Here is a 22607-nt window from a genome sequence, read left to right as displayed (position 1 = left end):
TCCTGCGCCGATATTTCGGGGCCAATCGAGGAATTTTCCAATACCGCTACCTGTACCCCAGTTTCACCGAAATCTCTCGCGCAGCCGACTTCATCACCGGAACCAGCGCCTGCATTCGATCCTTCGGCATAAATGGACGTGTGGCTGACAGCGAGATTCCAGCGACGATCTCCCCGCTGCCGTCTCGAATTGGAGCGGCCACACACCGGATGCCTGGTTCATTCTCTTCCAGATCGAACGAAGCCCCATCGCGCGTATAGCCGTGCATTCGTTGGATGAACGACTCCACCGCAGACGAATCTGCCTCAGGATTCTCCGCAACAAAGAGCCGCTCCCATCGATCTTCCTGTCCTAGCAACAGCGCTTTCCCGACGCCAGTCCGGGTCAATGGCATCCGGTGGCCGATGCGCGATCGCATCTCCGCCCCACGCGTGCCCGGAATCTTGTGGAGATAGAGCACCGACTCCCCATCCTCGACCGAGAGATGGATGGTGTCCTGCGTCCGTTCGGCCAAAGCCTCGAGGCTCTCTCTGGCGACTACTGGCAGTGGATCCTGGTTGAGCGCGGTGAAACCAAACTCGATGAGCGTGGGCCCAAGCCGGAACTCCCCAGGCGACCCATGACGCAGATAGCCCATCTGTACCAACAGCTGAATCATGCGGTGCGCGCTCGACCTGCCAAGACCCGTTGTCTCGACCACGGCTTTCAATGTCGTCGAGCCGTGCGCCACTGCACTGATGATCTGAAGGCCCCTGGCCAGGGTCTGTGTGCCCTGCGGAATGGTGTCACTCGAACGTGTCCCAAAGTTCTCGGTCATTCCACCAGTATGTCATCTATCCCACATATAGGGACAACGGTGGCGCATGATGGAACACCACCCCATAGTGACTTCTATGGCAAACCTGGCACCACCTGAGGCCCCGCAGATGATCGGCCTCGACTGGGGGACAAGCTCACTGCGAGCATTCCTCATCGGCAACGGCGGAGAGATCCTCGCCGAACGCACCGGCCCAGACGGAATCATGGCCGTCGGCCCGGACTCCACCGACCCGCGCGGCGACTTCTCCCACATCGCGGAATCCATCATCGGTGACTGGCTCGCAGACTTCGGCCAACTCGCGGTCCTGGCCAGCGGCATGATCGGCTCAACCCAAGGAATCGCCGAGGCGGGCTATCTCGATCTGCCGACCGATCTGGGAGATCTCGGCAAGCACCTCACGACAGTTGAACTCGGCACCATCGACCTCCGCATCGTCCCCGGCCTGCAGAAGACCGCGAGCGAGACTGACGCTCCCGATGTCATCCGCGGTGAAGAGACCCAGCTGCTCGGACTGCTCACTCCCGAACTCACAGAACAGCGCACGGTGGTCCTTCCCGGCACCCACACCAAATGGGTGGCCTGCGAGGGAACTCGCGTCACCGATTTCTCCACCTCGATGAGCGGCGAGATCTTCGGCCTGCTGAGCACCTCGTCGATCCTCGCCCGTCTGGCCGAACCCACCGAGGGCTTTCACCTCGAAGCCTTCGACTGGGGAACTCAGGTCGGTGCTGATGACCCCGCCGCCCTCACCTCGTCACTCTTCTCCGCCCGCACCTGGGCCCTCGAAGGGCGCCTGCGAGCCGACGAGGTCAACGACTACCTGTCAGGAATGCTCATCGGCGCCGAGGTGGCCAGCCAGGTGACGCCGAACACCGAATCTCCCGCCCCGGTCATCATCTGCGGATCAACGAGCCTCACCCAACGCTACTCACGCGCACTCAACCGACTGGGCCGGGAAACTGTCGTCGCGGATCCACGCGCGGCCGCCACCGGACTCTTCCGCATCGCCGAACACTCCGGCCTCGTACCGACTAAGGAGAACGCCCATGCCTGACTCTGTTCCCACCGGCCTCATCGCCATCCTCCGCGGGGTCCGCTCCGACGAAGTCCTCGACATCGCCGAAGGCATCGTCGACGCCGGCTTCTCCGCCATTGAGGTCCCACTCAACTCGCCCGACCCGCTGGCTTCGATCTCCGCCCTGGTTGAAAAGTTCGGAGATTCGGTTGAGATCGGCGCCGGCACGGTGCTCACCGCCGACCAGGTCCGCGAGTGCCGACAGGCCGGTGCCCGCATCATCGTCGCCCCCGACACCGATCGAGACGTCATCACGACCGCGCTCGAGCTTGGGCTCACCCCATACCCAGGTGCTGCGACCCCGACCGAAGCGTTCGCCGCAGTCAAAGCCGGCGCCACCAACGTCAAGCTCTTCCCCTCCTCGGCGGTGGGAATCAGTGGAATGAAAGCCTGGCGCGAAGTCCTTCCCAGCGGCACCGAACTCTTCCCAGTCGGGGGAGTCGGAGCCGACAATGCAGCCGAGTGGCGAAAGGCTGGCGCAGCCGGCCTCGGCCTCGGCTCCTCCCTTTATCGCCGAGGCGACCGCCCCGACGACGTCCGCACCCAAGCCCAGGCGATCGCCTCGGCGTGGGCCCAATCCATCTGACATCAACGACGATCACCGAACGAAAGGCAAGAACAATGAAGATCACGTCGATGACGACGTACACCGTGCCGCCGAGGTGGCTGTTCCTCAAGATCGAAACCGACGAGGGGATCGTCGGTTGGGGTGAGCCGATCATCGAGGGCAAGGCAGCCACCGTGGCCGCCGCCGTCGATGAGCTCTCCGATCTGCTCATCGGCAAGGACCCCGCGAACATCGAAGACCTGTGGACGATCATGTACCGCGGCGGCTTCTACCGCGGCGGGCCGATTCTCATGAGCGCGATCTCTGGCATCGATCAGGCACTGTGGGACATCAAGGGTAAGGCGCTTGGCCAACCTGTGCATCAGCTCCTCGGCGGGAAGGTCCGGGATCGGATCCGCACGTATTCATGGATCGGCGGTGATCGTCCCGGCGATACGGCGGCGGCTGCGCTGGAGACGAAGAACCGCGGCTTCACAGCGGTGAAGATGAACGCCACCGAGGAGCTGCAGTTCATCGATTCCTACACTAAGGTCGATCAGGTCCTCGAGAACGTGCAGGCGGTTCGCGAGGCCACGGGTGATGACTTCGGCATCGGCATCGACTTCCACGGTCGCGTGCACAAGCCCATGGCCAAGGTGCTCATCAAGGAACTCGAACCGTACCGGCTCCTCTTCATCGAAGAACCTGTACTGTCCGAGCACTTCGGTTCGCTGCGTGATGTCATGGCGAATACACCGACGCCAATTGCATTGGGGGAGCGGCTGTTCTCCCGGTGGGACTTCCGCGAAGTGATCGCTTCCGGTGCCGTGGACATTATTCAGCCTGATGTCTCCCACGCCGGTGGCATCACCGAGACGCGGAAGATCGCGATGATGGCCGAAGCCTACGATGTGGCGCTCGCTCTGCACTGCCCGCTCGGGCCGATCGCGCTTGCCGCTTGCCTCCAGGTCGATGCCGGCAGCTACAACGCCTTCATTCAGGAGCAGAGCCTGGGCATCCACTACAACACGAGCAACGATCTGCTCGACTACGTCACCGATGCCTCGGTCTTCGACTATGACGACGGCATGATCACGATCCCGAATGGGCCCGGACTGGGCATTGAGGTCAACGAGGAGTACGTCATCGAGCGCTCGACCGAGGGCCATAGGTGGCGCAACCCGATCTGGCGTCACGCCGACGGCTCCTTCGCGGAATGGTGAGGAGAAACCAATGCCGAAGCTCGACAATCTCACAGTCACCAATCCGACCCGAATCCGCTACATCATCGCGGTTCTGCTCTTCATCACCGTCGTCATCAACTACATGGACCGCGCAAACCTGTCCATCGCGATGCCGGCACTGTCCCAGGAATTCGATCTCACCACGGGGCAGCAAGGTCTGCTGCTCTCGGCGTTCGGATGGACCTACGCGGCTATGCAGTTGCCCGGCGGGTGGCTCGTCGACCGAGTCCGGCCACGTGTCCTCTACGCCTCCTGCCTCGTGCTGTGGTCGCTGGCCACATTGTTCATGGGCATGTCCGGCGGCTTCGTCGCACTCATCATTCTGCGACTGATGGTCGGCGGCTTCGAAGCACCCGCGTACCCGATCAACAACAAGGTCGCGACCGCGTGGTTCCCCGAGCGTGAACGCGGACGAGTCATCGCTTTCTACACGTCCGGTCAGTTCATCGGGCTCGCGCTGCTGACCCCGGTGTTGTCGTGGCTGCAGACAGTGCTGACTTGGCATTGGGTGTTCATCCTCACCGGAGTCGTCGGCATCATCTGGGCGGCGATCTGGTGGTTCGTCTACCGTGAGCCGCGCGACAAGGCCGGCGTTAACCAGGCCGAGATCGACCTCATCGCCTCGGGCGGAGGACTTGTCGATGTCGAGAGTGGGGTGAAGAAGGAGGCCAAGCCAAAACTCAAATGGTCTGACGTCAAGGTCGTGCTGACGAGACGGAAACTGTGGGGAATCTACCTCGGGCAGTTCTGTCTGACCTCGACATTGTGGTTCTTCCTCACCTGGTTCCCGACCTACCTCGTCGACTACCGCGGAATGGACTACATCGAATCAGGCTTCATGGCATCGCTGCCGTTTGTTGCCGCGCTCGTCGGTGTGTTGCTTTCCGGTACGGTTTCGGACCTCATGGTCAAGCGGGGTCTGTCGCTGGGGATGGCACGAAAGCTGCCGATCATCATCGGTCTGGCGATGACGGTGTTCATGCTCGGCGCCAACTACACGGACTCGTCAGCTCTCGTCATCGTGTTCATGTCGATCGCATTCTTCGGCAACGGCTTCGCGTCGATCACCTGGTCGCTGGTATCAGCGTTGGCACCGGAACGACTCTTGGGTCTGACGGGCGGCATGTTCAACTTCATCGGCAACCTGTCATCAATCGCCACTCCGATCGTCATCGGATTCCTCGTCACTGACGTCGACTTTGCGCCGGCGTTTGTCTACATGGCCGCGATTACGATCGTGGGCGTGCTGTCGTACGTGTTCCTCGTCGGCAAGGTTGAGCGCGTCGAAGAATAGGGACTACTTCAAACTCCGGGCGATCCGTCGGTTGCGGGCTTCAATGAACTCATTGTTCGCCTGCAGATAGTCGATGAGGTCGCCCGGAGTCTTTGGCACAGCCGGGGTCGAGAAGTCATCGAAATGATGAAAAAACCTGATCCGCGAAGCTCGGCTGTCCCAGAGGTCGTCGAGAAGGAAGAACTCGACGTACTCGTGGAAACTCGAGAACAACGCGAAGAAGTCGGCGTATCGCTGCAGTGCGGCTGACAATGGGCTCGCGTCACCACGATAGTGACGGCGGATGCACTCGAGAGTGAGGTCGAAGCGGTCGGCGATGCGCGGGTGGAATCCCCGGGCACCGTTGATTGTGGCAGCCCCATCGACGCGATTGCCAGGAAAGATGATCGCACTGCCGATCGTGTAACCGAGATCAGGTGGTAACGATTCGGACGGAATCTCCTTCAGAATTTTGGCGGCGCGCCCCTTCAACCATGTAGTAATTGCGTCACTGGAAAGCGGGAATCGTCCGAGCCTTGACTCGTGCAGAAGATAGACGCTTTCACTCTTCGTGAGTGTGAAGGTATGGCCTGACGACAGTTGCTTGCTCCAGAGAATTTGGTGATATTCGCGCAGCGTCGGGCTGAGGAGGTCGGGGTCCTTTCCTGCTGGCGTGTCATCGCGAAAGTCAAAGGTGACGTCAATCTGAGTTGTCATGTTTCAGGTCGCAGTCTTGGTTGTCGGTGTGCAACTGGTTCCTAAGACGCCAGTTTCGGCTGGTTGCACTGTGCCGATGCGAAGGACAGCAACAATCCGTCCAGTTTGGCAGACTCAGTCAGTGAGTTCCCGTCCAGATGCGGCCCTCCACGCAATGTGGTCAAGTGCCCGAGGGTCGACGTTCATAGTTTTCGCCGTTTCCGTAATCAACTCGACTGCGCGCCGGCCATCCAACTCGGTCTCTTCACCAAGGGCGTGCGCAAGGAATCGGAGGATCATGCGGTCAGGTTTGACTGAAGGCATCCCCGCGAGAATGAGCAAGTAGTTATAGGTGACTCCCGAGCTTTGGCTGGGCAGACGCTTCCACTTCCGCATGACGTCATTGTCGAGTGGGTTGTCCTCCACTTTGGACCTCAAGTCGGGGACCGTATCGATACCGAGTTCGGTCATGAGTCCGGCAGCTTGTTCGATGATCTCAGCCTTCAGCTGAGCACCGGGCCGAGTATTCGCAGGCTTGAGGTTATGCGCGATCGTTGTTGCCCACTCACGAGCGCCTCCGGCCTCCTTGATAGACCTAGTAAGCGCCTGCGCCCCGTCATTCTCACCACCCGATTCTTTGTATCGTTCGATCACATTGACCACTGATGAGTAATGGGAACCCGTTGAATAGATAGAGTCGATGATGCACAATGCCAGGCTGTTCGGATATCCGTCGGGAGTCGTCCACACAGTCGGATCACCAAGGTTGGTCTCGCAGTACGTGACCAGCGTTTTGATCTCAGCGTCGGTGACAGTCATGTTTCAATCCATTCTCTTGGAAGCTCGATGTCTATAACACTACAGCTGGCCTCTGGCACACGGACATGAAGCGCGAATCAACGTGCTTGAACTGGCTTGTTTTTCGAGAGGACAACTGCTCACACGAATCAATCTAGCCAAGTCGTGAGCTCTTCAAGCTGCGCACGAAGCATGTCCCAGCGCAATTTGAGGTCCAAGGTACGTGCGGCTATTCGATTGCCTTGAATGGTGACGTTGAGGTCGGGTTGTAGACCCGCATCGGTTCTTGCGTAGAGCAGTATTCCGCTGACTGATCCGTTTCGACTGACATCTGCGTTCTTCGTGTACGCCAGGATCTGATAGATATTAGCTGAGTGGATGGAGCTTTTGCCGTAATGGCTCACCTGCATAGTTTTGGAATAGTACTTAGCATCGATGATGACCGTGCGGCCCCCTCGCCGCAGCGTGATGTCCGTATACATCGCCGGCAACTGGTCTGTCCCTGACGCGTGCTCGCCGTCGATATCCCATCTAACCTTTGCCGCCGCCGGCGAGAGCTCGGGATGGTGAAGTCGGAAATACTCCAGGAGGAAACGCTCATACAGGCTGCTCATCGCCTCGTCGGTCACCCAGGACAAAAGGCTATTGGCCCCAGGCTCCTCAGTCGGCAGAAGTCCACGAATGACGAGTTCACAAGTGCCCATAAGCATGCGATAAGAGGCACTGGAACGACTGAAACTCAGTTGGTTCCAACGAATGCTCGCAGGCGCAACCTGATCGACTGAATCGAAATACGGCAATAGTCGGCGAAGAGCGTCCTGCCGTTCTCTCGAAACCGAACCCTTACGGATCAAGAGAATCATGACGCATTTGAGAATCCGATTGTGGAGCGTGTCGAGCTCATACTCGTCGAATTCGCAAACGACGCGTCCGCGAACCATCGACAGTGCCGCCGAGGTGCGAGTGAGGTCGATCCGGCCCCGGACGGTGGCGAGTTCCTCCGATCGACGACGGTAATCACGATGAAGACCTCGTTTGACCTGGGAGCCGATACCGCGAATGAGAATCTCGGCGAACAGATCATGGATGGTATCGAAGTCCTCACCAGCGAATCGATCCCGACCGTTTTGGTGTATGTCTCTGAACGCGTACGCCATCATCACGTACACATTCCGGACGACGATGGATCGGTCTCTCACTCGATTGCGGCTCTCAGCGCGATAGCCCACTGGTCAGCCTTGGAGGGTTCGTCGAACCAGTATTCTTCGAGCAAAGGAACAAGTTCATCTTCGACAACCGACTGCAGCCAGCCCGCAAGCTCCTCCTCATCTGATTCGAGCCCAGGAGGAATCGACAAGTAGCTGTGACCGATTGCGAAGCCGTGGCCAAGGGCCGGATCAGCGGTGATTTCGGCATTGAGCTCAATGACTCGCTCAACGAGCCGGTCGAACGGCCGGCTAGCAAGTGCTTTCTGGCGACTAGCGAACCCCTCGGTTCGGAAACCTGGGGCCATTTCGAAGAACCCGAAGCGGCGACGCAACGCATAGTCGAGAACAGCGAGGCTGCGGTCAGCAGTGTTCATCATGCCAATGATGTGAACGTTGGGTGGGACCGAGAAACTCTCGTCTTTGTAGAGAAGCCTGAGCTCAGTCCCACGTTTATCGCTCTCGATGAGCATGAGCAGTTCTCCGAAGATCTTGGAGATGTTGCCTCTGTTGATCTCGTCGATGATGAAGAAGTAGGGGCGGGTTGGATCGTCTGCTCTCGCGTCTTCGCAGAATCGGTAGAACGGTCCTTCGGTGAGAGTGAACCCGCCGGATTCTCTCGGACGATACCCCATGAGGAAGTCCTCATAGGAATAGCTCTGATGGAATTGAACGATTTGGACCCGGCTGCGGTCCTGTTCTCCGATTACTGAATATGCAAGTCGTTTCGCGGCGTAAGTCTTTCCCACCCCAGGAGGTCCGGCAAGAATGACGTTCTTTTTGCGAATCAGCAATGACCTGAGTCTTAAATACCGCTCTTCAGGCAGGAAGACGTCCCTGAGGAAGTCATCACGGGTATACGCGCGGATGTCCTTTGGCTGGTCGCGTGCCTCCGGCTCGTCTTCACCGACGATGAGTGCTTCCAGCTGTTCAATGAGGTCATGCTGTGAAGTGATGTCGGTGAGAGTCTTCAAAGGCGCGTCTCGCGTGAGCGCCCATTGTCCTTTATGCGTCCAGTCCACTGAACGAACGTGTCGATATTCGCTGCGGTCATGATCGTATCGAGCTTCCGAAGTGACCTGGCCGCGCCCGAGAACCTCACGTCGCCCACTCTTGACGTAGACCACGTCGCCAATCTCGATCTCGTTCTGAAACTGCCACAGCGCAAGGACACTATTCTTCAGAGAACCCCCGGTGCTGTCGGCATCAAGTGCATGACGGATCTCTTCCCGGTTGCTGTATGCGGAAAGGTTTCCGAGGTCATCCCAGCCGATGGCCATGATCTTCGTCGAGTGGAATTCGTTCCATTTTGATGCCTGACGGCCCGGCGCATAAAGCCAATAGCGCCGAGGTCGTGGTTCCGTCAACTCGTCTGCAGACTGGTCTGAGGCAGCCACATTTGGCGCGGGTTTCCACTTGTCCTTGACACCATCGCTCCAGAAGTCGAACTCCCCGTCGATCTCCTTAGCCAGTGAAGTGCGGATCGCGAGGAGGTCTCGGTCAATGTGAGCGGGAGTGTCTCCGCTGGCGCCGTTGACCCGGTCGGCAAAGGCATCCCGAATCTGTTTCTTCTGGTTGGCAGATGGGATTGGCTCGAAAAGCTCCGGATGAGCGAGGAACTGCAATGTGTTGCGCATGTCAGTACGGTTGTCGCCGGAGTCGATCATCACCTGTTGCAACTGCCACGGATCTGAATGAGCGGCGGCACGGTCGTCTTCGGAGAGTTTGTTCCAATGGATGATGAAATCGGCTACCCAGGACAGATGGTCACTGATGGCACTGAGGTAGTAAGTACTGGGTTCGAACCCACCGATTTCTGACGGGCGAGCCAACCATTCGGACATCGGTTCGGGGATGTGCGCTGGGGGATCCAGCAATGCAAGGAGATCCTCAACATGTTTTCGCCTGGTCGCAGGAAGGATTCCGTTCAATGGGAGTTCGCGGAGAAATACGAGCTCGGCAGCCAGCAGTACCACTGCACGCGAAGCTCCGGCGAGCTGTACACCTAACTTGTCCCACTGGGACATATTGCTGCCGGGACTCGGATCAGTCTGGACCCTTGACCGAAGGTCCTCCGCCGCGGCCGCGGTCCAGATTTCTACCGTGGGGTCGATGACTGACTGCTTGTCACCGAGCATATGGGAGATCAGCTCACCGGCTTGGTGCGCAATATTCATGTCGAGCTGACGGCGGGAAGCGGCGGTGTCGTTGTCCATAGCTCAACTGTAGTGCTTGGCGAACGGTCTGCCGCATACGTACAAAACGCGATTCGCGAGTGGCCGTTTGGTGAAACCCCACGCCCCTACTACTGTCGTGATCAAGTAAGCCGGAAGGAGCAGGGATGCGCATTGAGTTTGGCTGTACCCTCGACCGAGCACCATGGCAGTCACATAGCAGTACGCATGACTCAAGCAACGCCGGCACCACCGTCGTCACCGGCCCGCTCGGTCTCTTCGGCATCCTCCAGACTCGGCTCGGGACGACACGCCCTACGGTCGAGCGACCGGTGCGGATCGCGCAGTACCGCTCCCTTCTGGCTCAGGCTGACCACTCCTGGTATCGACGGTCATTCGCTAACGATCCATGGAACACCGCCCACCACCTCCTGCAGCTGCGCGACGACGCGATCGAAGCCGGATGGCACCCGACCTCCGACGACCAGGAATACACCGCCCACCCGCGCCTAGACGCCTTGGCCACCGTCGAAAAGCGCGTCGTCCTCGGGTCGCCCCACGACCCGACCGCGACTCTGGCACCGGGCCGCGCGGACGACCTGAGAGAAGTCCTCGAATTGCTCCGATTCCACGGCACGAACTGGCCTCTTGGCATCGACACGATCGAGCTCCGCGACCGACGCAGCGACCTCCCACCGGTCTGGAAGAACATCGTCGCAGCTCTGAACGGCGCCGGCGTCACTATCGCCGATGCCGGCCCCAGTACCGAGACTCCGAAGCTCACTATTGTCCGTGGCCGGGAAGAATGGTCTATCGCCGAGGCGGCCGCTCGCTACCTCGCGAATGTGCCCGACCGTGAGCGGATCTGCATCATCGCCGGTGATTCCACCACGGTCCTCGACCAGCAGCTGGCACGCCGGCAGGCTCCGGCACTGGGTGTGCCGAATTCGTCGCCGACGACTCCGTCAGCACAGGTTCTGCCGGTCTTTCTCAGCGCCGTCCTGCCCCCGACAGACATTAGACGAGTCGCCGAATTCCTCCACCTCTCCTTCGGCTCCGACGGCGCCGAGACACCGGCGCTGACTCTCGTGCCGCGATCGGTCTCGTCCACGCTGCTCGGCGCACTGACTCAAGAACCCGGAATCTCCGGGGACCCCGCGTCGGCGTGGATGAAGGCGCTCGAGACACTGAAGGCTCGCGCGTACGAGGACCCCGACACAAGCGCGACAGCGAGGGAGACCGCGCAGACCCTCGACAGCATCCTGCGAGTCTCCCCGCCAGAGATCGTCGAAGACCACCTCACGCTCGACTCCTTGCAGCCAGCCCTCGACTGGCTGAGCACCCGTCTACGCAAGCTCACTCTCCGCCAGCAGCAGACTGCCCAAAGCTCACACAGCACGACCGCTACATTCCTCGCCGAGGCATCGAACCATATCGCTTCTTTCCGTGCCGTTCTCACGGCACTGGACGTCGACACCCTGCGGGTCCGAGAACTCTTCGACATCGCTGAATCGTGCGCCCCGCAGTCGGCTCATGCGCCGGCCAGTGCTCACGCCGCCGCATGGACCGTGGTTAACGACCCGTCTGAGGTTCCCGCTGACGCAGAGACGATCGTCTGGTGGTCATCGCGCCGCACCACACAGTCCGAGGCCGAGACCTGGGACCCCGCAGAGGTCGAGGCCCTCACCGCGGCAGGCTGCCAGATCTCGCCGACCACCGAACGCGAACGGCTCCGTCAGGCAGCCGAACTCAGAGGACTCCGCTCGGCCCAGACGCTCCTGTGCTTCTGCGCCGACACAATCCGCGGAGAAGTAGTCCCCCTCCACCCTGTACTGTCCCGACTTGCCGAAAACCTGTCGGCCGCCGATCTCGAGCAATTCGAAACGCAGTCCGTCGATGCGGTTCTCACCCATCCCACGATCGCTAAGCCGGTGGCCACACTGATCGACGACGAATCATGGCGGCTGAACAACATCACCGTCGCGACCGACCGTGCCGCACCGGAACACATCGAACCGCCAGAGAAAGTCTCGCGCACCCTCGACGGCGACTTCACTCACCTTCTGCCAGAGACGCTCTCCTACACGCAGATCGATCAGCTGCTCAGTGACCCCCTCGAGTGGACACTCAACCGAGCACTCGGTCTTTCACACGGGTATACGTTCGACATTCCCACTGACAATCGGATGATCGGCACACTTGTCCACGCTGTCGTCCAACATCTCGTCGACGCAGGAGAAACGCGCGGCGACAGTATCCCCACACTCCCGGCGATTGCAACGACTTTCGACCAACTGGTCCCGAGATTCGCCTCGGAGCTCCTCCTGCCCGGCCAGCTCACCCGCAGAAACACGATCCGTTCCACAGCGCTCGCCTCACTCACACACCTGTTCACAGCGCTGCAGGACAGGAGAGTACACCTCACCGCCGCCGAGGCAGAATTCACCTATGACTGGACCCTCATCATTGCCGGCACTCCAACAGTGATTCCCCTGCGCGGCCAACGTGACCTCGAAGGAACATTCGACGACGGGCGTCTAGCAATCGTCGACCTCAAATGGGCGAACTTTGATAAGAGATACCGGACGATGCTCGACGACGGTGAAGCCGTCCAGCTCAGCGTCTACTCCCGCACGGCTGATACCCCGACCGGAGCGAAACCGCTGACCTCGTATTTCATGCTCAAACAAGGCCGATTCGTTTCGACAGACTCCGCTCTCGACCCGAACTTCACCGGGGGAGGAGCCGACAGCTTTGATGACAAAGGGAACGGCCTCGGCGGAGACCCCGCCGGACTCTGGCCAATCATCCAACGGTCGGTCGAAGCAGCGCTGACACACATCGCCACAGGACGCTTCGGTTCGCCGAGTGGCGACGTCCACGCCGAGCTGCAAACCGCGCCAGGAGTGAAAAACACCGAGGTCGACAAGGCTCTCAAAGCTCTCAAGAAAGCGGAACTGGCCGAGCAGCGACTCTTCGTCATCAAGCCGCAGTCCTATAGCGACTTCAACCTCATCTATGGCATCGCGGGAGACTACTCATGAGCGTCCACGTCATCACCGCCTCGGCGGGATCTGGCAAGACCTACCGCCTGACCGAGGTGCTCTCGCAACGGCTCTCACAACCAGCGACGCCAGGGGAGTCCCCACTACGAGCGAGTGAAGTCATCGCCACCACCTTCACCGTCCGTGCCGCCGCCGACCTCGTCGAGAAGACCCAGAAGCGCCTGCTCGATGACGGCAACATCGCTGCTGCCGAAGAGATCAGCACCGCACTCATCGGCACCATCAACTCGATGTCCGGCCGGCTCGTCACCGACTACGCCATCGATGCCGGCTTCTCCCCAGAACTGCGCGTCCTCGACGAAACCGAACAGGAGATCGTTTTCGCCGCCGCGGTCGACGAAGTGGTTGCCGAAGCCGAAGCAACTCACCGGGACCTCCTCCTGCGCACAGGGCACAACGGCGGCCCTGAGGACCAAGGCTCCTGGGGCCACGGTCCGATCGTTTGGTCACGACTGGTCAAGGCAGTCGCAGAGGCTGCACGGGCGAACCACCTCGGAGAGGATGAACTGCGGTCCTCCGCCTGCGCCTCGGCGGAACTGTACCTTTCGGCACTGCCGGAGAGACGTTCCGACGAACGACAGACCTGGCGTGATTGTCTGGCCAGCGACATCGAGGAACTTCGCACCGCGCTCAACAGCGCTCTAAACGATGTGCCGCAGCCGGACGAATCTCGTGTGACCGTGAAGAAGGGCAGCATCGCCAACGTCGAGGGCAGCCTCATCACGCTCGATCATTTCCTGCGCGACGTCGATTCCCACGCCGAGGAGGCCGACCCCTTCGCACGTATCCCGTGGTCGACATGGGCGAAGGTGGCAGAGGCGAACTATCCGACCGCGCCGGGCGGAAAGAAACCGGGCAAGGTCCCGCTCGAGATCCTCGAAATCTCCAGCGGTCCACTCGTGTCCGATCAGCTGCTGGCCAACAGCGCCTTTCACAATGACATCGAGGCGCTCATCAACCTGGTCATCGACACCGCGATCGCCTCACTGAGCGCATACGAGGAACAGAAGAACCGCCTCGGCGTGATGGATTTCGTCGATCAAGAAGTCCGCGCGCTCCACCTGCTCCAGTCGAACGAGCGGGTGCGATCATCGATCGCCTCCCGGTACCGTCTGCTGGCCGTCGACGAGTTCCAGGACTCTTCTCCCATTCAGCTAGCGATCTTCATGGAGCTGGCCGACCTCGTCGACGAGGTCATCTGGGTCGGGGACCGCAAACAGGCCATCTACGGCTTCCGCGGTGCCGACCCGGACCTGATGAATGAGGTCTTCTCCGCACTCGTCGACGGCACGACGGAACTGGGCACGGCCACCTCGGAGAACCTCGGCGCCTCGTGGCGATCAACGGATGCGCCCCTCGAACTGTCGAATACTTTGTTCGGTCAGGTGTTCTCCGACCAAGCGATCAACGAAGTGACACTGAGCATCCCACCGCAGCGCGAGCACCTGCGCAGCATCGGTAGCAGAGAACTGTGGGTTCCGAACTCGGACAAAGGAAAGGACGCGCAGTCGGACAGTCGGATGGTGCGAACCATCGCCGAGGGAGTCACCGACCTTCTCCGGCGCTCGCCTCAGCTGCCGGATGGTCCTGTCAGCCAAGGCGATATCGCGGTCCTCATGCGAACGAACTCGCAGGTGGCTTCCGTCGTCAGCGAGCTTCGAGCGCGAGGCCTCCGCGCGGTCGGGTCGACGACTGATCTGCTCTCGACGAGGGAAGGGCAGTTCGTCGCCGCCGGGCTGGCCGCAGTCGTCGATCCCGACGACAGTGTGGCTCTGGCCGAGCTCGTCACCCTGATGCCCGACCACAGCAGGCACGACACGTGGTTCGAGGACATGGCGAGGATCACCGATAAGGAACAGCGACACAAGCATCCGCAGGAATGGTGGCTTGATCCGACTCTGACCGCCCTGTCCGATCTGGCTGTCAATGCCGCCCACCACTCGTCGGTCGAACTGCTGCTCGCGATCATCGACTCGCTCGACCTCCCGCAGAGAATCAAGTCCTGGACGACTCCGGAATCGCGTTTGGCGACACTGGATGCGTTGTGCCAGATCGCGGGCGAGTACGAGGACGCGGCTCACCAGACACGGATGCCGGTGACGCCCGCAGGACTGCTGGATCATCTCAAGGAAGCAGCTACAGCCTACGAGCAGACCTCGGCTCACGACGCCGTGCTGGTGACGACCATGCACCAGTCCAAAGGGCTGCAGTGGCCGGTCGTGGTCGTCGGCATTCCGATCCAGAAGGACTATGGGCACCGGGAGATCAATGTGGAGAAGGCCCCGGTCTTCGACGCCCGACGACCCCTGGCGAACCGCTCACTGCGCTACCTGCCGGGAGTGCTCAAGAACTATGGGCCGCTGAAGCAGCGACTCGGTGAACTCGACGTGGTCAGCCGAGCACAGGAAGCTGAAGATCGAGAGACGGCACGTCTGCTCTACGTCGCGCTCACCCGGGCTGAGTGCCACAGCATCATGGCATTCGGCGATCCTTTGGGCAGGCGGAACGTACTCAGTGCATCGGTGGACGACGAGCTCCTGCAGTGGGACGTTCCTACAGCCACGGGAGGCGATTCCATTACTGTGAACGAAGCCGGCACGATGCAGATCGCTGCCCGGCACCGAACAGACGCCGATGGCAGCGCAAACCCGGATACTCTGCCGATTCGTATCAATGCATATTCACTCGAGGCTGAGGACGACAGCGAGCAGTCGCTCGAACCGTCGGCTCCGTCCTTCTACGCAGCTACGGACATCCCTGCCCGGCGACCGGCTGAGACGCTGCTCCATCTTCCAGCACGGTTCACCGCCAGCGGGGTACCTTCCGACGGTGTCAAAGCTGATGTGGCACTCATTGCCGACCTGGGGGCGCCGTTAGTCGCAAAGGGAGGCAAGGATTGGGACCGGATCGGTGATGCCGTGCATGCCTATCTTGGTCTGCCGCTGAGCAAACTGCCGCACGAAGCCGCTTACGAAGCGGCCGAACGGATCCTGTCCCGGTGGGACGCAGGCCGTGTGCTAAATCCCGAGACTCTCATTGAGGTGGGACGCCGGTGGACTGGGTGGATCGCATCAACGTACCCCGACGCCGAGGTGGCCACGGAGTCCCCAATCGCGTGGCGCAATGATGATCGCCAGGTAATGGAGGGGTGGATCGATGCCCGGTTGGTGCTGCTGAATGGCGAACACATCCTCGTCGATCACAAGACCTATCACGGTGCGGACCCGGTCGGACATATCCGCGAGAACTACCTCGGCCAGCTGGAAGTATATGCGCAAGCATTGCATGCGACTGTCGGCCGAGTCCCCGAGCGGGTTCTCATTCATCTGCCGCTGCTTGGTGCCATTGCCGAGGTCCGCTTGCCCGTTGCGCAGGCAGTTCCGAGCACTAGCGGTACCCGCATAAATTTTGACACTTGGAAACGTGATTAGTTGGCACTGGTGATACCGATTGTCCTCGCCTTTTTCGTAAGCGAGAAGGCCACTGCCAAGATCCGTAAAGAATGTCGCGAGTTCTTCCTCCCATCCGGCAACGCGGGATCGGCCCGTTCAGGCTCCGAGTTCGAAATCAGGCTGTGTAACAAATCGATACAACGGGCCATCGCCAGCAAATGCGTCGATTGGGGCCGCCACGAGGTGATATTCCGTTCCATTCCAACCGGAAATTCAATGCAACAGTTCGTAGTTTTCGAAGACACAGCGATTACACGCCCAAATATTAACCAGTATAGACCTCGGGCATGGACGCGATAATGCTTTGTTGAGCTTCGCCAACCGTATCGACGATTCACTAATGACAACGTAATACATGAAATTGTTCGACGGGGTCTGAGGCAACACCGTTGAGCCTGACGAAGTCAATCTGACCGTCCACGTTCAAATCGCTAGCGTCTACGCAAAGAACTTCGTTACACAGGTGCTACCGAATACCGCTTGCGAACACGACAGGGATTTTTCCCCATGATAAGTCTCAATTTTGTTACCCAAATCCGAGACACTTAACACACTGACCAATAACAACATGCTCGGTAACCCCGAAAACCTCACCTACTAGTGCAAGTCTGGTTCAACGATATGGGCTACGATAGCCTATCGACGAATCTCCGGTGGATCGATGCGGGATCTGGGAAGAGCTCCTGCATTACATAGTGTGGTTGGGCCGGAGGCGGGCGTCAGTTGCGCTCCACTAGTCGTTGGGATGCGGCGTCGTAGGAGCAATTGACGATCTCGCCGGAACCGATAAGGTCGATTGCCTGGTTGATTACAGGCAGCGGCACGCTGAACCATTCTGACGGCTCGTACACCCGACCTTCCTTACCGACCTGACTGACCCGTAGTCGAGACGGCGCAAAGACTCGGTGCAACAGATGCTCGAGGGTCGAGGTTTTGAGGTTGTACGTGCGGTAACTAGCGACGATCTCTACAGGGGCCATCAAGTAGGTTGGCTCGTGCTCGGCTCGGGCAATGCGCTTTTCAACCGGACCGCGAGAAAAGCCGATTTTGTAGAGATTTGGGATGTTGGTGATCTGCGGGTCGTCGCTAAGGGATCGCAGCACGTACACGTACCCAGTCTGGACATCTTCAGCAAGCACCGATTCGAACGAGGTCGGCACAACGGCCTGTCCGTCCTTCTCACCCATTCGGATACCAAGCGACTGCCGATACATCGATGACTCAGTGCCGTTTTCGAATATAACACGCAGGCGTTCGCGCCGGTTCTCTCGAACTGTGGACTTCTTGTACTCCGGCTCACCAACCTCTGCGACGAACAGCATCACCCCGCGTAATATGAAGAACGAGCCCTCGACGATGTGCTGTTGCCCGGGGAACGGAACGAGCTTCGCCACGCCATCAGCTAGTTCACGGTGCTTTGCCTTAAACAAGTGCTCGAAGTTCTCGAAATCTGTTGCCTTCTTTCGCTTCGCCGCGTCGAAATCTTCAGCAGGACGCTTCCGCGCAGGCAAGGTAGAGACATCGAGAACTCCCGACTCGTCTTCGAGCAGGTCGAGCTCATCTCCGTCGAGCAGGTCATCGAGTGATGCGGGTGGCTCGGGTACCGAGAGTAGATCGAATTCGTCGAGATGTGTGAGCGCTTCGTGCTTCTCGTCGTTAGCCAGGATTCCATCGAGTCTTGCTCCAAGCTTGCGCTCGGCGATTTCTCGAGTGGTTGAGCTCGGAGCCCGCCCCTGTCGGCGGCGAAATTCCACGATCTCCAGGAATGCTCGCTCGAGGCGGTCGTTGGAGGTGACCTTGGCTGTCTTCTCCGGAGTATCGAGCAGTCCGTCGGTGTCGGAGTCGAAAAGTGCTGCAAGAGCATCTTCAATCACGGATGTGGACGCCGTGTTGTCCCGCTTGCTCATTGGTCGCCTTCCATTTCCTCAGTGCGTTCTTGGGCTCTTCGCTGTTGCTTAAGCCGTTGAAGGAATAACAGCACTTCTGCATAGTGTTTCTCTTTGGGATCGCTAGATTTGCGGTCGGGCCGACGGCCGTTTACCTTGGCCCACTGTTGAATTTTCGGCCATATTGCCACGGCTTCCTCTTCGCTTATGTCCACCCGTGTCGCGGCGATCGCGCCTTCGATAATCCGAAGCACCGAAGGCGTCACGGATTTCGATATGACCTCGAACGCGCGCTGGAACGGGTTCACGGAGTCGATGAGGTTGATGCTCATATCGTCGATGTTGACGAACTTCTCGGCCATCTTCACGAGCCTCTTGTCTCCGAACTCTCGGATTTCACCGTTCTTGATGACGGAGTCCACAACCACCTGCTGGCGTAGTTCTTCGACTTGAGCCTCGTCCAGGTCAGGATAGCGGTCACGGATGATCTTCGGAATGAGGACTTTGTTCGTCGTCTCCGGGTCGACGTGTCCTACGGCGGCACGGGCAAAGGTCTCGTCTTGCAGGATGTTCGCCTTAAGGTCGTTTAGGTCCGTCTCGACAATCTGCTTGACCCGCTCGGACGAGGGCTCCTTAAATCCTTGGATTTTGATCGTGCCGGGTTCGGCTAAGTCCTCGTTGCCGCGTTTGGTCATGAAGTCGAGGTTCGGAGCAAGCACCTGCTCCATTAGTAGCGAGGCTGTGATTGCTTTGAGGATGTTGTTCACTGACACGGTCACTTCACCCTGCTCTGCATCAGGCTGGGCGATGAGGTTTGTGAACTGAGCATGGCTCTTGCCTGGGCTATCGCGGGTGACACGGCCGATGATCTGGATGATCTCGGTCAGCGAGGCCCGGTAGCCAACGGTCAACGCATGTTCAGCGTACGGCCAATCGAACCCTTCCTTCGCCATACCGAGGGCGAGGATGATGTCTGTCGCATCACGGTCCTTCGACGCTATGGACGCGAGATAGTGAAGTGTGTTCGCGCGTCTCTTCGGGTCGGAGTCATCGACGAGATCCGCGACCCTCAGTATCTTCCCGGTGTCTTTCCGGCGGATGTGGATGATTCCGGTGTCATCTTCGGTGTCGAGGTAGTCGCCGATTGTGTCGATAATCTCCCCGACCTCGTTGATCTTATCCTTCGTTGATTCACCGCTATTGACGTTGGGGATATGGACGATTGTCTTCTTATCCAGGTCCAGGACCTCGTGGATCGCCTCAGTATAGCGCCCCTGGTAGAAATGATGCCCTATGCCTAGTGACTTGAGATGCTGGTAGCCATTGAGTTGATCGTAGTAGTTGAACGTGACCGCGGTGAACTTGGCTTCATCCTGAGCTGCAAGGACGGGAATGGAATCACCGCGGAAATACGAGCCGGTCATCGCGACGATGTGCACGTCAGAGCCGGCCATGACTTCTCGCAACAGTGCTCCCAGCCGGCTGTTCTCGGTGTCGGCGGAGACATGATGGAATTCGTCGATCGCGAGCACAGCACCGTTGAAGGCGTCGGGTGCAAGTCTCTCGAACGCGAACCGTAACGTGGCGTGGGTGCAGACCAAGATGGCGCTTGGGCCGTTCAGGAAGTCCACGAACGCATCGACCTTGCCCGCCGGTGACCCAGGGGTACACAGGTTATGCTCGGGCTTGATCTCCCAGTCTGCGAAGAAACCGTCGGCCGTCAGCTTCGTGGAGGAGAAAGACGCGCCGATCGACCGCTCGGGAACGGCGACAATCACCCTATTTCGGCGTTGGTTGTATAGCTTGTCCAGAGCGACGAACATGAGCGCACGGGATTTTCCCGAAGCTGGTGGTGCTTTAATCAGTAGGTGTTGGGCGCCACGCTTTTCAAAAACGCGGCGTTGCATCTCGCGCATGCCGAGCTCGTCGGTGTGCACCGAGGAGCCTGTTTGGGCATACGTTACATCGACAATGTTCACGCTGGCTCTCACTTCCGACGTTTCTTCTTAGGGTTCTTTGTCTCTTCCTCGGCGGACTTCTTTTCGTACAGGGCGAACAAGTCGGAGAGCCGCTCTTCGTCTGTCTCGTACGGCCTTTTCGAGTAAATCGAGTCCACTAGATCGTCGACGGTCTTGTGAGCTGCGCGAAGGTCATCGGGCATCTTGTCGGGGTCATAGAGCACCGCGAGAGTCTTCTCACAGTGGTACTCACGTACATCCAGCACACGAAGGGCCGCCGTGGTTAACTCCTCCTTCATTCCATTTGAGACGGGCAACATTGGAAAGGTGTTGTACACGAGTGTGTTGGAGTAGCGAGGGTCTTCTTTAAACTTTCCGCCGACAGAGCGCGCCCAGGCCATGTGCATTCGGGAAGTTATGAGGGAAAACAACCAAAGCTCCGCCCCATAGACTGCGAATGCCAGATCGGATATTAGAGTATCTGAATCCATCATACCTATTGGTAGGTAATCACGGCGTTCCGAAGAAGACTTCGGAACAAGAATAAATGGTTCTGGTGAGTAACTCCTGAATCCGAACCGCCATGGCGTTTGAGCTAGTTTTTGCGTTTCTTTACGGTCGCGACCCTCGCGAAATTCCTGGACCCTTGAAATACGTTGTGAAATCTCGGGGACTCTGAGTGCATCCGCCTTAGCTTCATCAGGGATCCAGAGTGCGAACCGGTCGAGTCCTTCCACAAACTCCTTAGCCTTGATCCACCGATCTGCTTGATGTCCGGGGGCTCGCTCGGATTCGAGCGCGGAATCGGTGAGCGGGCAGGAGACATTGCCCCGGTCTCTCACCAGTCTCTTCCACAAAAGTTTCCGAAAGTCTCCTCCAGACCTCGCGGCATCGCGCTCGAAGCAGGAGCGAATCGGTCAGGACAATTCTGTCCTTGGTGGGCTCAACGCTGCTTGCCAGAGTCGTGAGAATTCTTCTGCCCACGGCCACTTCGTCGGCAGATGCAGGATCAGTTTCCTGGCCCGGTGAGCTATTCGAGCCGGAATGCTGATGATGCGTGCCCGCAGCGTCGGGGCGCGGACTTTGCTCATCCGTCCACCGATGAGTCCGGCAGCGGCTCGCAGCAGGTTGTGAGTGATCGCTGCGATCGTCACCCACGCCGCGTTGGCGTTGAACACTCCGGAAGGCATATGCGCCAAGGCCCCGTTCTTCAGCTCTGCATTGATCTGCTCGATGATCGCGTGCTTGCGGTGCATGTGATCAGCAGCAACAGTGTCGAATCGATCTTGGTCGACGGTGGTGAAGAATGCGTGATACCGGAACAAGTCGAACAATGGGTCTTGCCCACTCATGCGTTTGGTTTCGTTGAGTTCAGGGATACGGCGGACCACCAAACGCCCCGTCGTTTGCAGTGCCTTTTCTTCGAGGTGAACGCGGTGAACGGGACCTCGGCGACTTCAGCCTTGCTGATCCAGGCCCCGGAGTCCTCGTCGTAGATCGCTTCGGGGTATTCGATGCCAGTCCATGCGTCGTCGCCGATCGCCCCGATCGCTGCCTTGACCCTTTTGTCCATGCGCACGGTGATCGACAACATCAGCCCCGGCATCCCGAGCGGCCTTGGTCACGGACGAGGAATAGTACGCCGAATCAGCACGCACCAGCACCGAAGCACCAGAGTTGATTCGGATTGTGGTCGCCACGGCATCGGAGACGAATTTGTCAGCACCCCGGGCTGACGAGGTCGAACCCTTGCGCAGGCGTTGACCGACGATGATCTGGCTGGAGTTGTCGGTTGAGGCTGTCGCCAACAGTGCGTTGAGTCCGCGGCTGCCTTGGTAGCCGAACCCGGCTCCCTGCTTCGACGCGGAGTGAACGTCGATGACTGTGTCATCGACATCGACGACGATCATCGACGCCTGCGCGTTGCCCCGGTCGGTGGGTAGCAGTGGTGTGTGCGCGTTGAGGTTGGTCAGGAAGCGGGAGGAGATCGCGTCGAGTTGCCTCACGTGGCCGAAGGCGAACGAACGCAGAAACGACCCCAGAGTCGAGGGAGCGTAGACACGGTCAAAGAGGTGTTTCATGCCGCCGTGGCGGAGAATGTTCATATCATCGATCGAGTCAGCCCCAGCAGCCATTCCCGCGACCAGTGTGGCCAGCTTCGGTGCCGGGTTCGCGCCCTTATCAGCCCCGGTCGTCGTCACGGTCAGACGGTCTTCGGCGAGGTCTGGCAGCCCGGCCTTCTGGGCAAGGCCCATGATTGGGACCAGCCCGGTGGTCGCGGTGAGATTCGCGTCGTCGAAGGAATGGGACACAGACGCGGGTGTGTGATTGAATAGCACCTGAGAGGTGCCCCTTTCTGGGCGGGATTGGTTGACTTAGAACATCACCATTTTCCCAGTTCAGGAGGGGCATTT

General features: G+C 59.3%; 14 protein-coding genes and 1 pseudogene. 6 read left to right on the top strand and 9 right to left on the bottom strand.

The features are described from left to right. Positions 1 to 46: 46 nt before the first annotated feature. Complete coding sequence (locus HF684_RS11395) at positions 47 to 817, bottom strand: IclR family transcriptional regulator (RefSeq protein ID WP_169252561.1); 771 nt, start codon at positions 815 to 817, stop codon at positions 47 to 49. A gap of 76 nt (positions 818 to 893) precedes the next feature. On the opposite strand from HF684_RS11395, the gene HF684_RS11390 reads away from it, so the two are divergent. Genes HF684_RS11390 through HF684_RS11375 form a run of 4 tightly spaced genes read left to right on the top strand, consistent with a single transcriptional unit; the run spans position 894 to position 4980 of the window. After that, complete coding sequence (locus HF684_RS11390; RefSeq protein ID WP_169252560.1) at positions 894 to 1874, top strand: 2-dehydro-3-deoxygalactonokinase; 981 nt, start codon at positions 894 to 896, stop codon at positions 1872 to 1874. After that, positions 1867 to 2481 (top strand): 2-dehydro-3-deoxy-6-phosphogalactonate aldolase, encoded by a 615-nt coding sequence (locus HF684_RS11385; protein WP_169252559.1) that lies wholly within the window; start codon positions 1867 to 1869, stop codon positions 2479 to 2481. The genes HF684_RS11390 and HF684_RS11385 overlap by 8 nt, the downstream gene beginning before the upstream one ends. 35 nt (positions 2482 to 2516) lie before the next feature. Continuing rightward, the gene (dgoD, locus tag HF684_RS11380) at positions 2517 to 3665 is read left to right on the top strand and encodes a galactonate dehydratase (RefSeq protein ID WP_169252558.1); all 1149 of its coding nucleotides are present in this window, start codon (positions 2517 to 2519) and stop codon (positions 3663 to 3665) included. A 10-nt stretch (positions 3666 to 3675) separates the two neighbouring features. Then, positions 3676 to 4980: an MFS transporter gene (locus HF684_RS11375; protein WP_169252557.1), complete on the top strand. Its 1305-nt coding sequence runs from the start codon at positions 3676 to 3678 to the stop codon at positions 4978 to 4980. A gap of 3 nt (positions 4981 to 4983) precedes the next feature. On the opposite strand, the gene HF684_RS11370 is transcribed toward HF684_RS11375, so the two are convergent. From HF684_RS11370 to HF684_RS11355, 4 genes are all read right to left on the bottom strand, one after another. After that, positions 4984 to 5676 (bottom strand): hypothetical protein, encoded by a 693-nt coding sequence (locus HF684_RS11370; RefSeq protein WP_169252556.1) that lies wholly within the window; start codon positions 5674 to 5676, stop codon positions 4984 to 4986. A gap of 114 nt (positions 5677 to 5790) precedes the next feature. Next, positions 5791 to 6474, bottom strand: coding sequence for a hypothetical protein (locus tag HF684_RS11365; protein ID WP_039206751.1), 684 nt, complete (start codon positions 6472 to 6474; stop codon positions 5791 to 5793). A 128-nt stretch (positions 6475 to 6602) separates the two neighbouring features. Continuing rightward, positions 6603 to 7652, bottom strand: a complete 1050-nt coding sequence (gene mcrC / locus HF684_RS11360; RefSeq protein ID WP_169253885.1) for a 5-methylcytosine-specific restriction endonuclease system specificity protein McrC — start codon at positions 7650 to 7652, stop codon at positions 6603 to 6605. Next, on the bottom strand, positions 7649 to 9874 hold the full coding sequence (locus tag HF684_RS11355; RefSeq protein WP_248278899.1) for an AAA family ATPase: 2226 nt from the start codon (positions 9872 to 9874) through the stop codon (positions 7649 to 7651). The genes mcrC and HF684_RS11355 overlap by 4 nt, the downstream gene beginning before the upstream one ends. 125 nt (positions 9875 to 9999) lie before the next feature. Between HF684_RS11355 and HF684_RS11350 the strand changes: the two genes are divergently transcribed. Together HF684_RS11350 and HF684_RS11345 are read left to right on the top strand one after the other, a co-directional pair. Continuing rightward, the gene (locus tag HF684_RS11350; RefSeq protein ID WP_169252555.1) at positions 10000 to 12876 is read left to right on the top strand and encodes a PD-(D/E)XK nuclease family protein; all 2877 of its coding nucleotides are present in this window, start codon (positions 10000 to 10002) and stop codon (positions 12874 to 12876) included. Then, complete coding sequence (locus HF684_RS11345) at positions 12873 to 16328, top strand: UvrD-helicase domain-containing protein (protein WP_169252554.1); 3456 nt, start codon at positions 12873 to 12875, stop codon at positions 16326 to 16328. Before HF684_RS11350 ends, HF684_RS11345 begins: the two co-directional genes overlap by 4 nt. Positions 16329 to 17068: 740 nt before the next feature. Here the strand turns inward: HF684_RS11345 and HF684_RS11340 are convergent. The 4 genes and pseudogenes from HF684_RS11340 to HF684_RS11325 all read right to left on the bottom strand — a co-directional run bounded on the left by HF684_RS11340 (position 17069) and on the right by HF684_RS11325 (position 22505). Further along, a complete protein-coding gene (locus HF684_RS11340) occupies positions 17069 to 18256 on the bottom strand; it encodes a GIY-YIG nuclease family protein (RefSeq protein WP_169252553.1) in 1188 nt (395 codons plus the stop codon). Continuing rightward, complete coding sequence (locus tag HF684_RS11335; RefSeq protein WP_248278898.1) at positions 18253 to 20214, bottom strand: DEAD/DEAH box helicase; 1962 nt, start codon at positions 20212 to 20214, stop codon at positions 18253 to 18255. The genes HF684_RS11340 and HF684_RS11335 overlap by 4 nt, the downstream gene beginning before the upstream one ends. 8 nt (positions 20215 to 20222) lie before the next feature. Further along, positions 20223 to 21035, bottom strand: coding sequence for a type IIL restriction-modification enzyme MmeI (locus tag HF684_RS11330; protein WP_348981373.1), 813 nt, complete (start codon positions 21033 to 21035; stop codon positions 20223 to 20225). A gap of 75 nt (positions 21036 to 21110) precedes the next feature. Next, positions 21111 to 22505: pseudogene (locus HF684_RS11325) on the bottom strand (IS1380 family transposase). Positions 22506 to 22607: the final 102 nt, after the last annotated feature.

The organism is Brevibacterium sp. 'Marine', assembly GCF_012844365.1.
Lineage (GTDB): Bacteria > Actinomycetota > Actinomycetes > Actinomycetales > Brevibacteriaceae > Brevibacterium.
This window is presented reverse-complemented; position numbering and strand designations above follow the sequence as displayed.

Bases quoted from the DNA above. Each gene is read 5' to 3' on its own strand.
- dgoD (WP_169252558.1), top strand. From the start codon at position 2,517: ATGAAGATCACGTCGATGACGACGTACACCGTGCCGCCGAGGTGGCTG.
- HF684_RS11345 (WP_169252554.1), top strand. From the start codon at position 12,873: ATGAGCGTCCACGTCATCACCGCCTCGGCGGGATCTGGCAAGACCTAC.
- HF684_RS11355 (WP_248278899.1), bottom strand. From the start codon at position 9,874: ATGGACAACGACACCGCCGCTTCCCGCCGTCAGCTCGACATGAATATT.
- HF684_RS11365 (WP_039206751.1), bottom strand. From the start codon at position 6,474: ATGACTGTCACCGACGCTGAGATCAAAACGCTGGTCACGTACTGCGAG.
- HF684_RS11370 (WP_169252556.1), bottom strand. From the start codon at position 5,676: ATGACAACTCAGATTGACGTCACCTTTGACTTTCGCGATGACACGCCA.
- HF684_RS11340 (WP_169252553.1), bottom strand. From the start codon at position 18,256: ATGAGCAAGCGGGACAACACGGCGTCCACATCCGTGATTGAAGATGCT.
- HF684_RS11350 (WP_169252555.1), top strand. From the start codon at position 10,000: ATGCGCATTGAGTTTGGCTGTACCCTCGACCGAGCACCATGGCAGTCA.
- HF684_RS11390 (WP_169252560.1), top strand. From the start codon at position 894: ATGGCAAACCTGGCACCACCTGAGGCCCCGCAGATGATCGGCCTCGAC.
- HF684_RS11395 (WP_169252561.1), bottom strand. From the start codon at position 817: ATGACCGAGAACTTTGGGACACGTTCGAGTGACACCATTCCGCAGGGC.
- HF684_RS11375 (WP_169252557.1), top strand. From the start codon at position 3,676: ATGCCGAAGCTCGACAATCTCACAGTCACCAATCCGACCCGAATCCGC.
- HF684_RS11385 (WP_169252559.1), top strand. From the start codon at position 1,867: ATGCCTGACTCTGTTCCCACCGGCCTCATCGCCATCCTCCGCGGGGTC.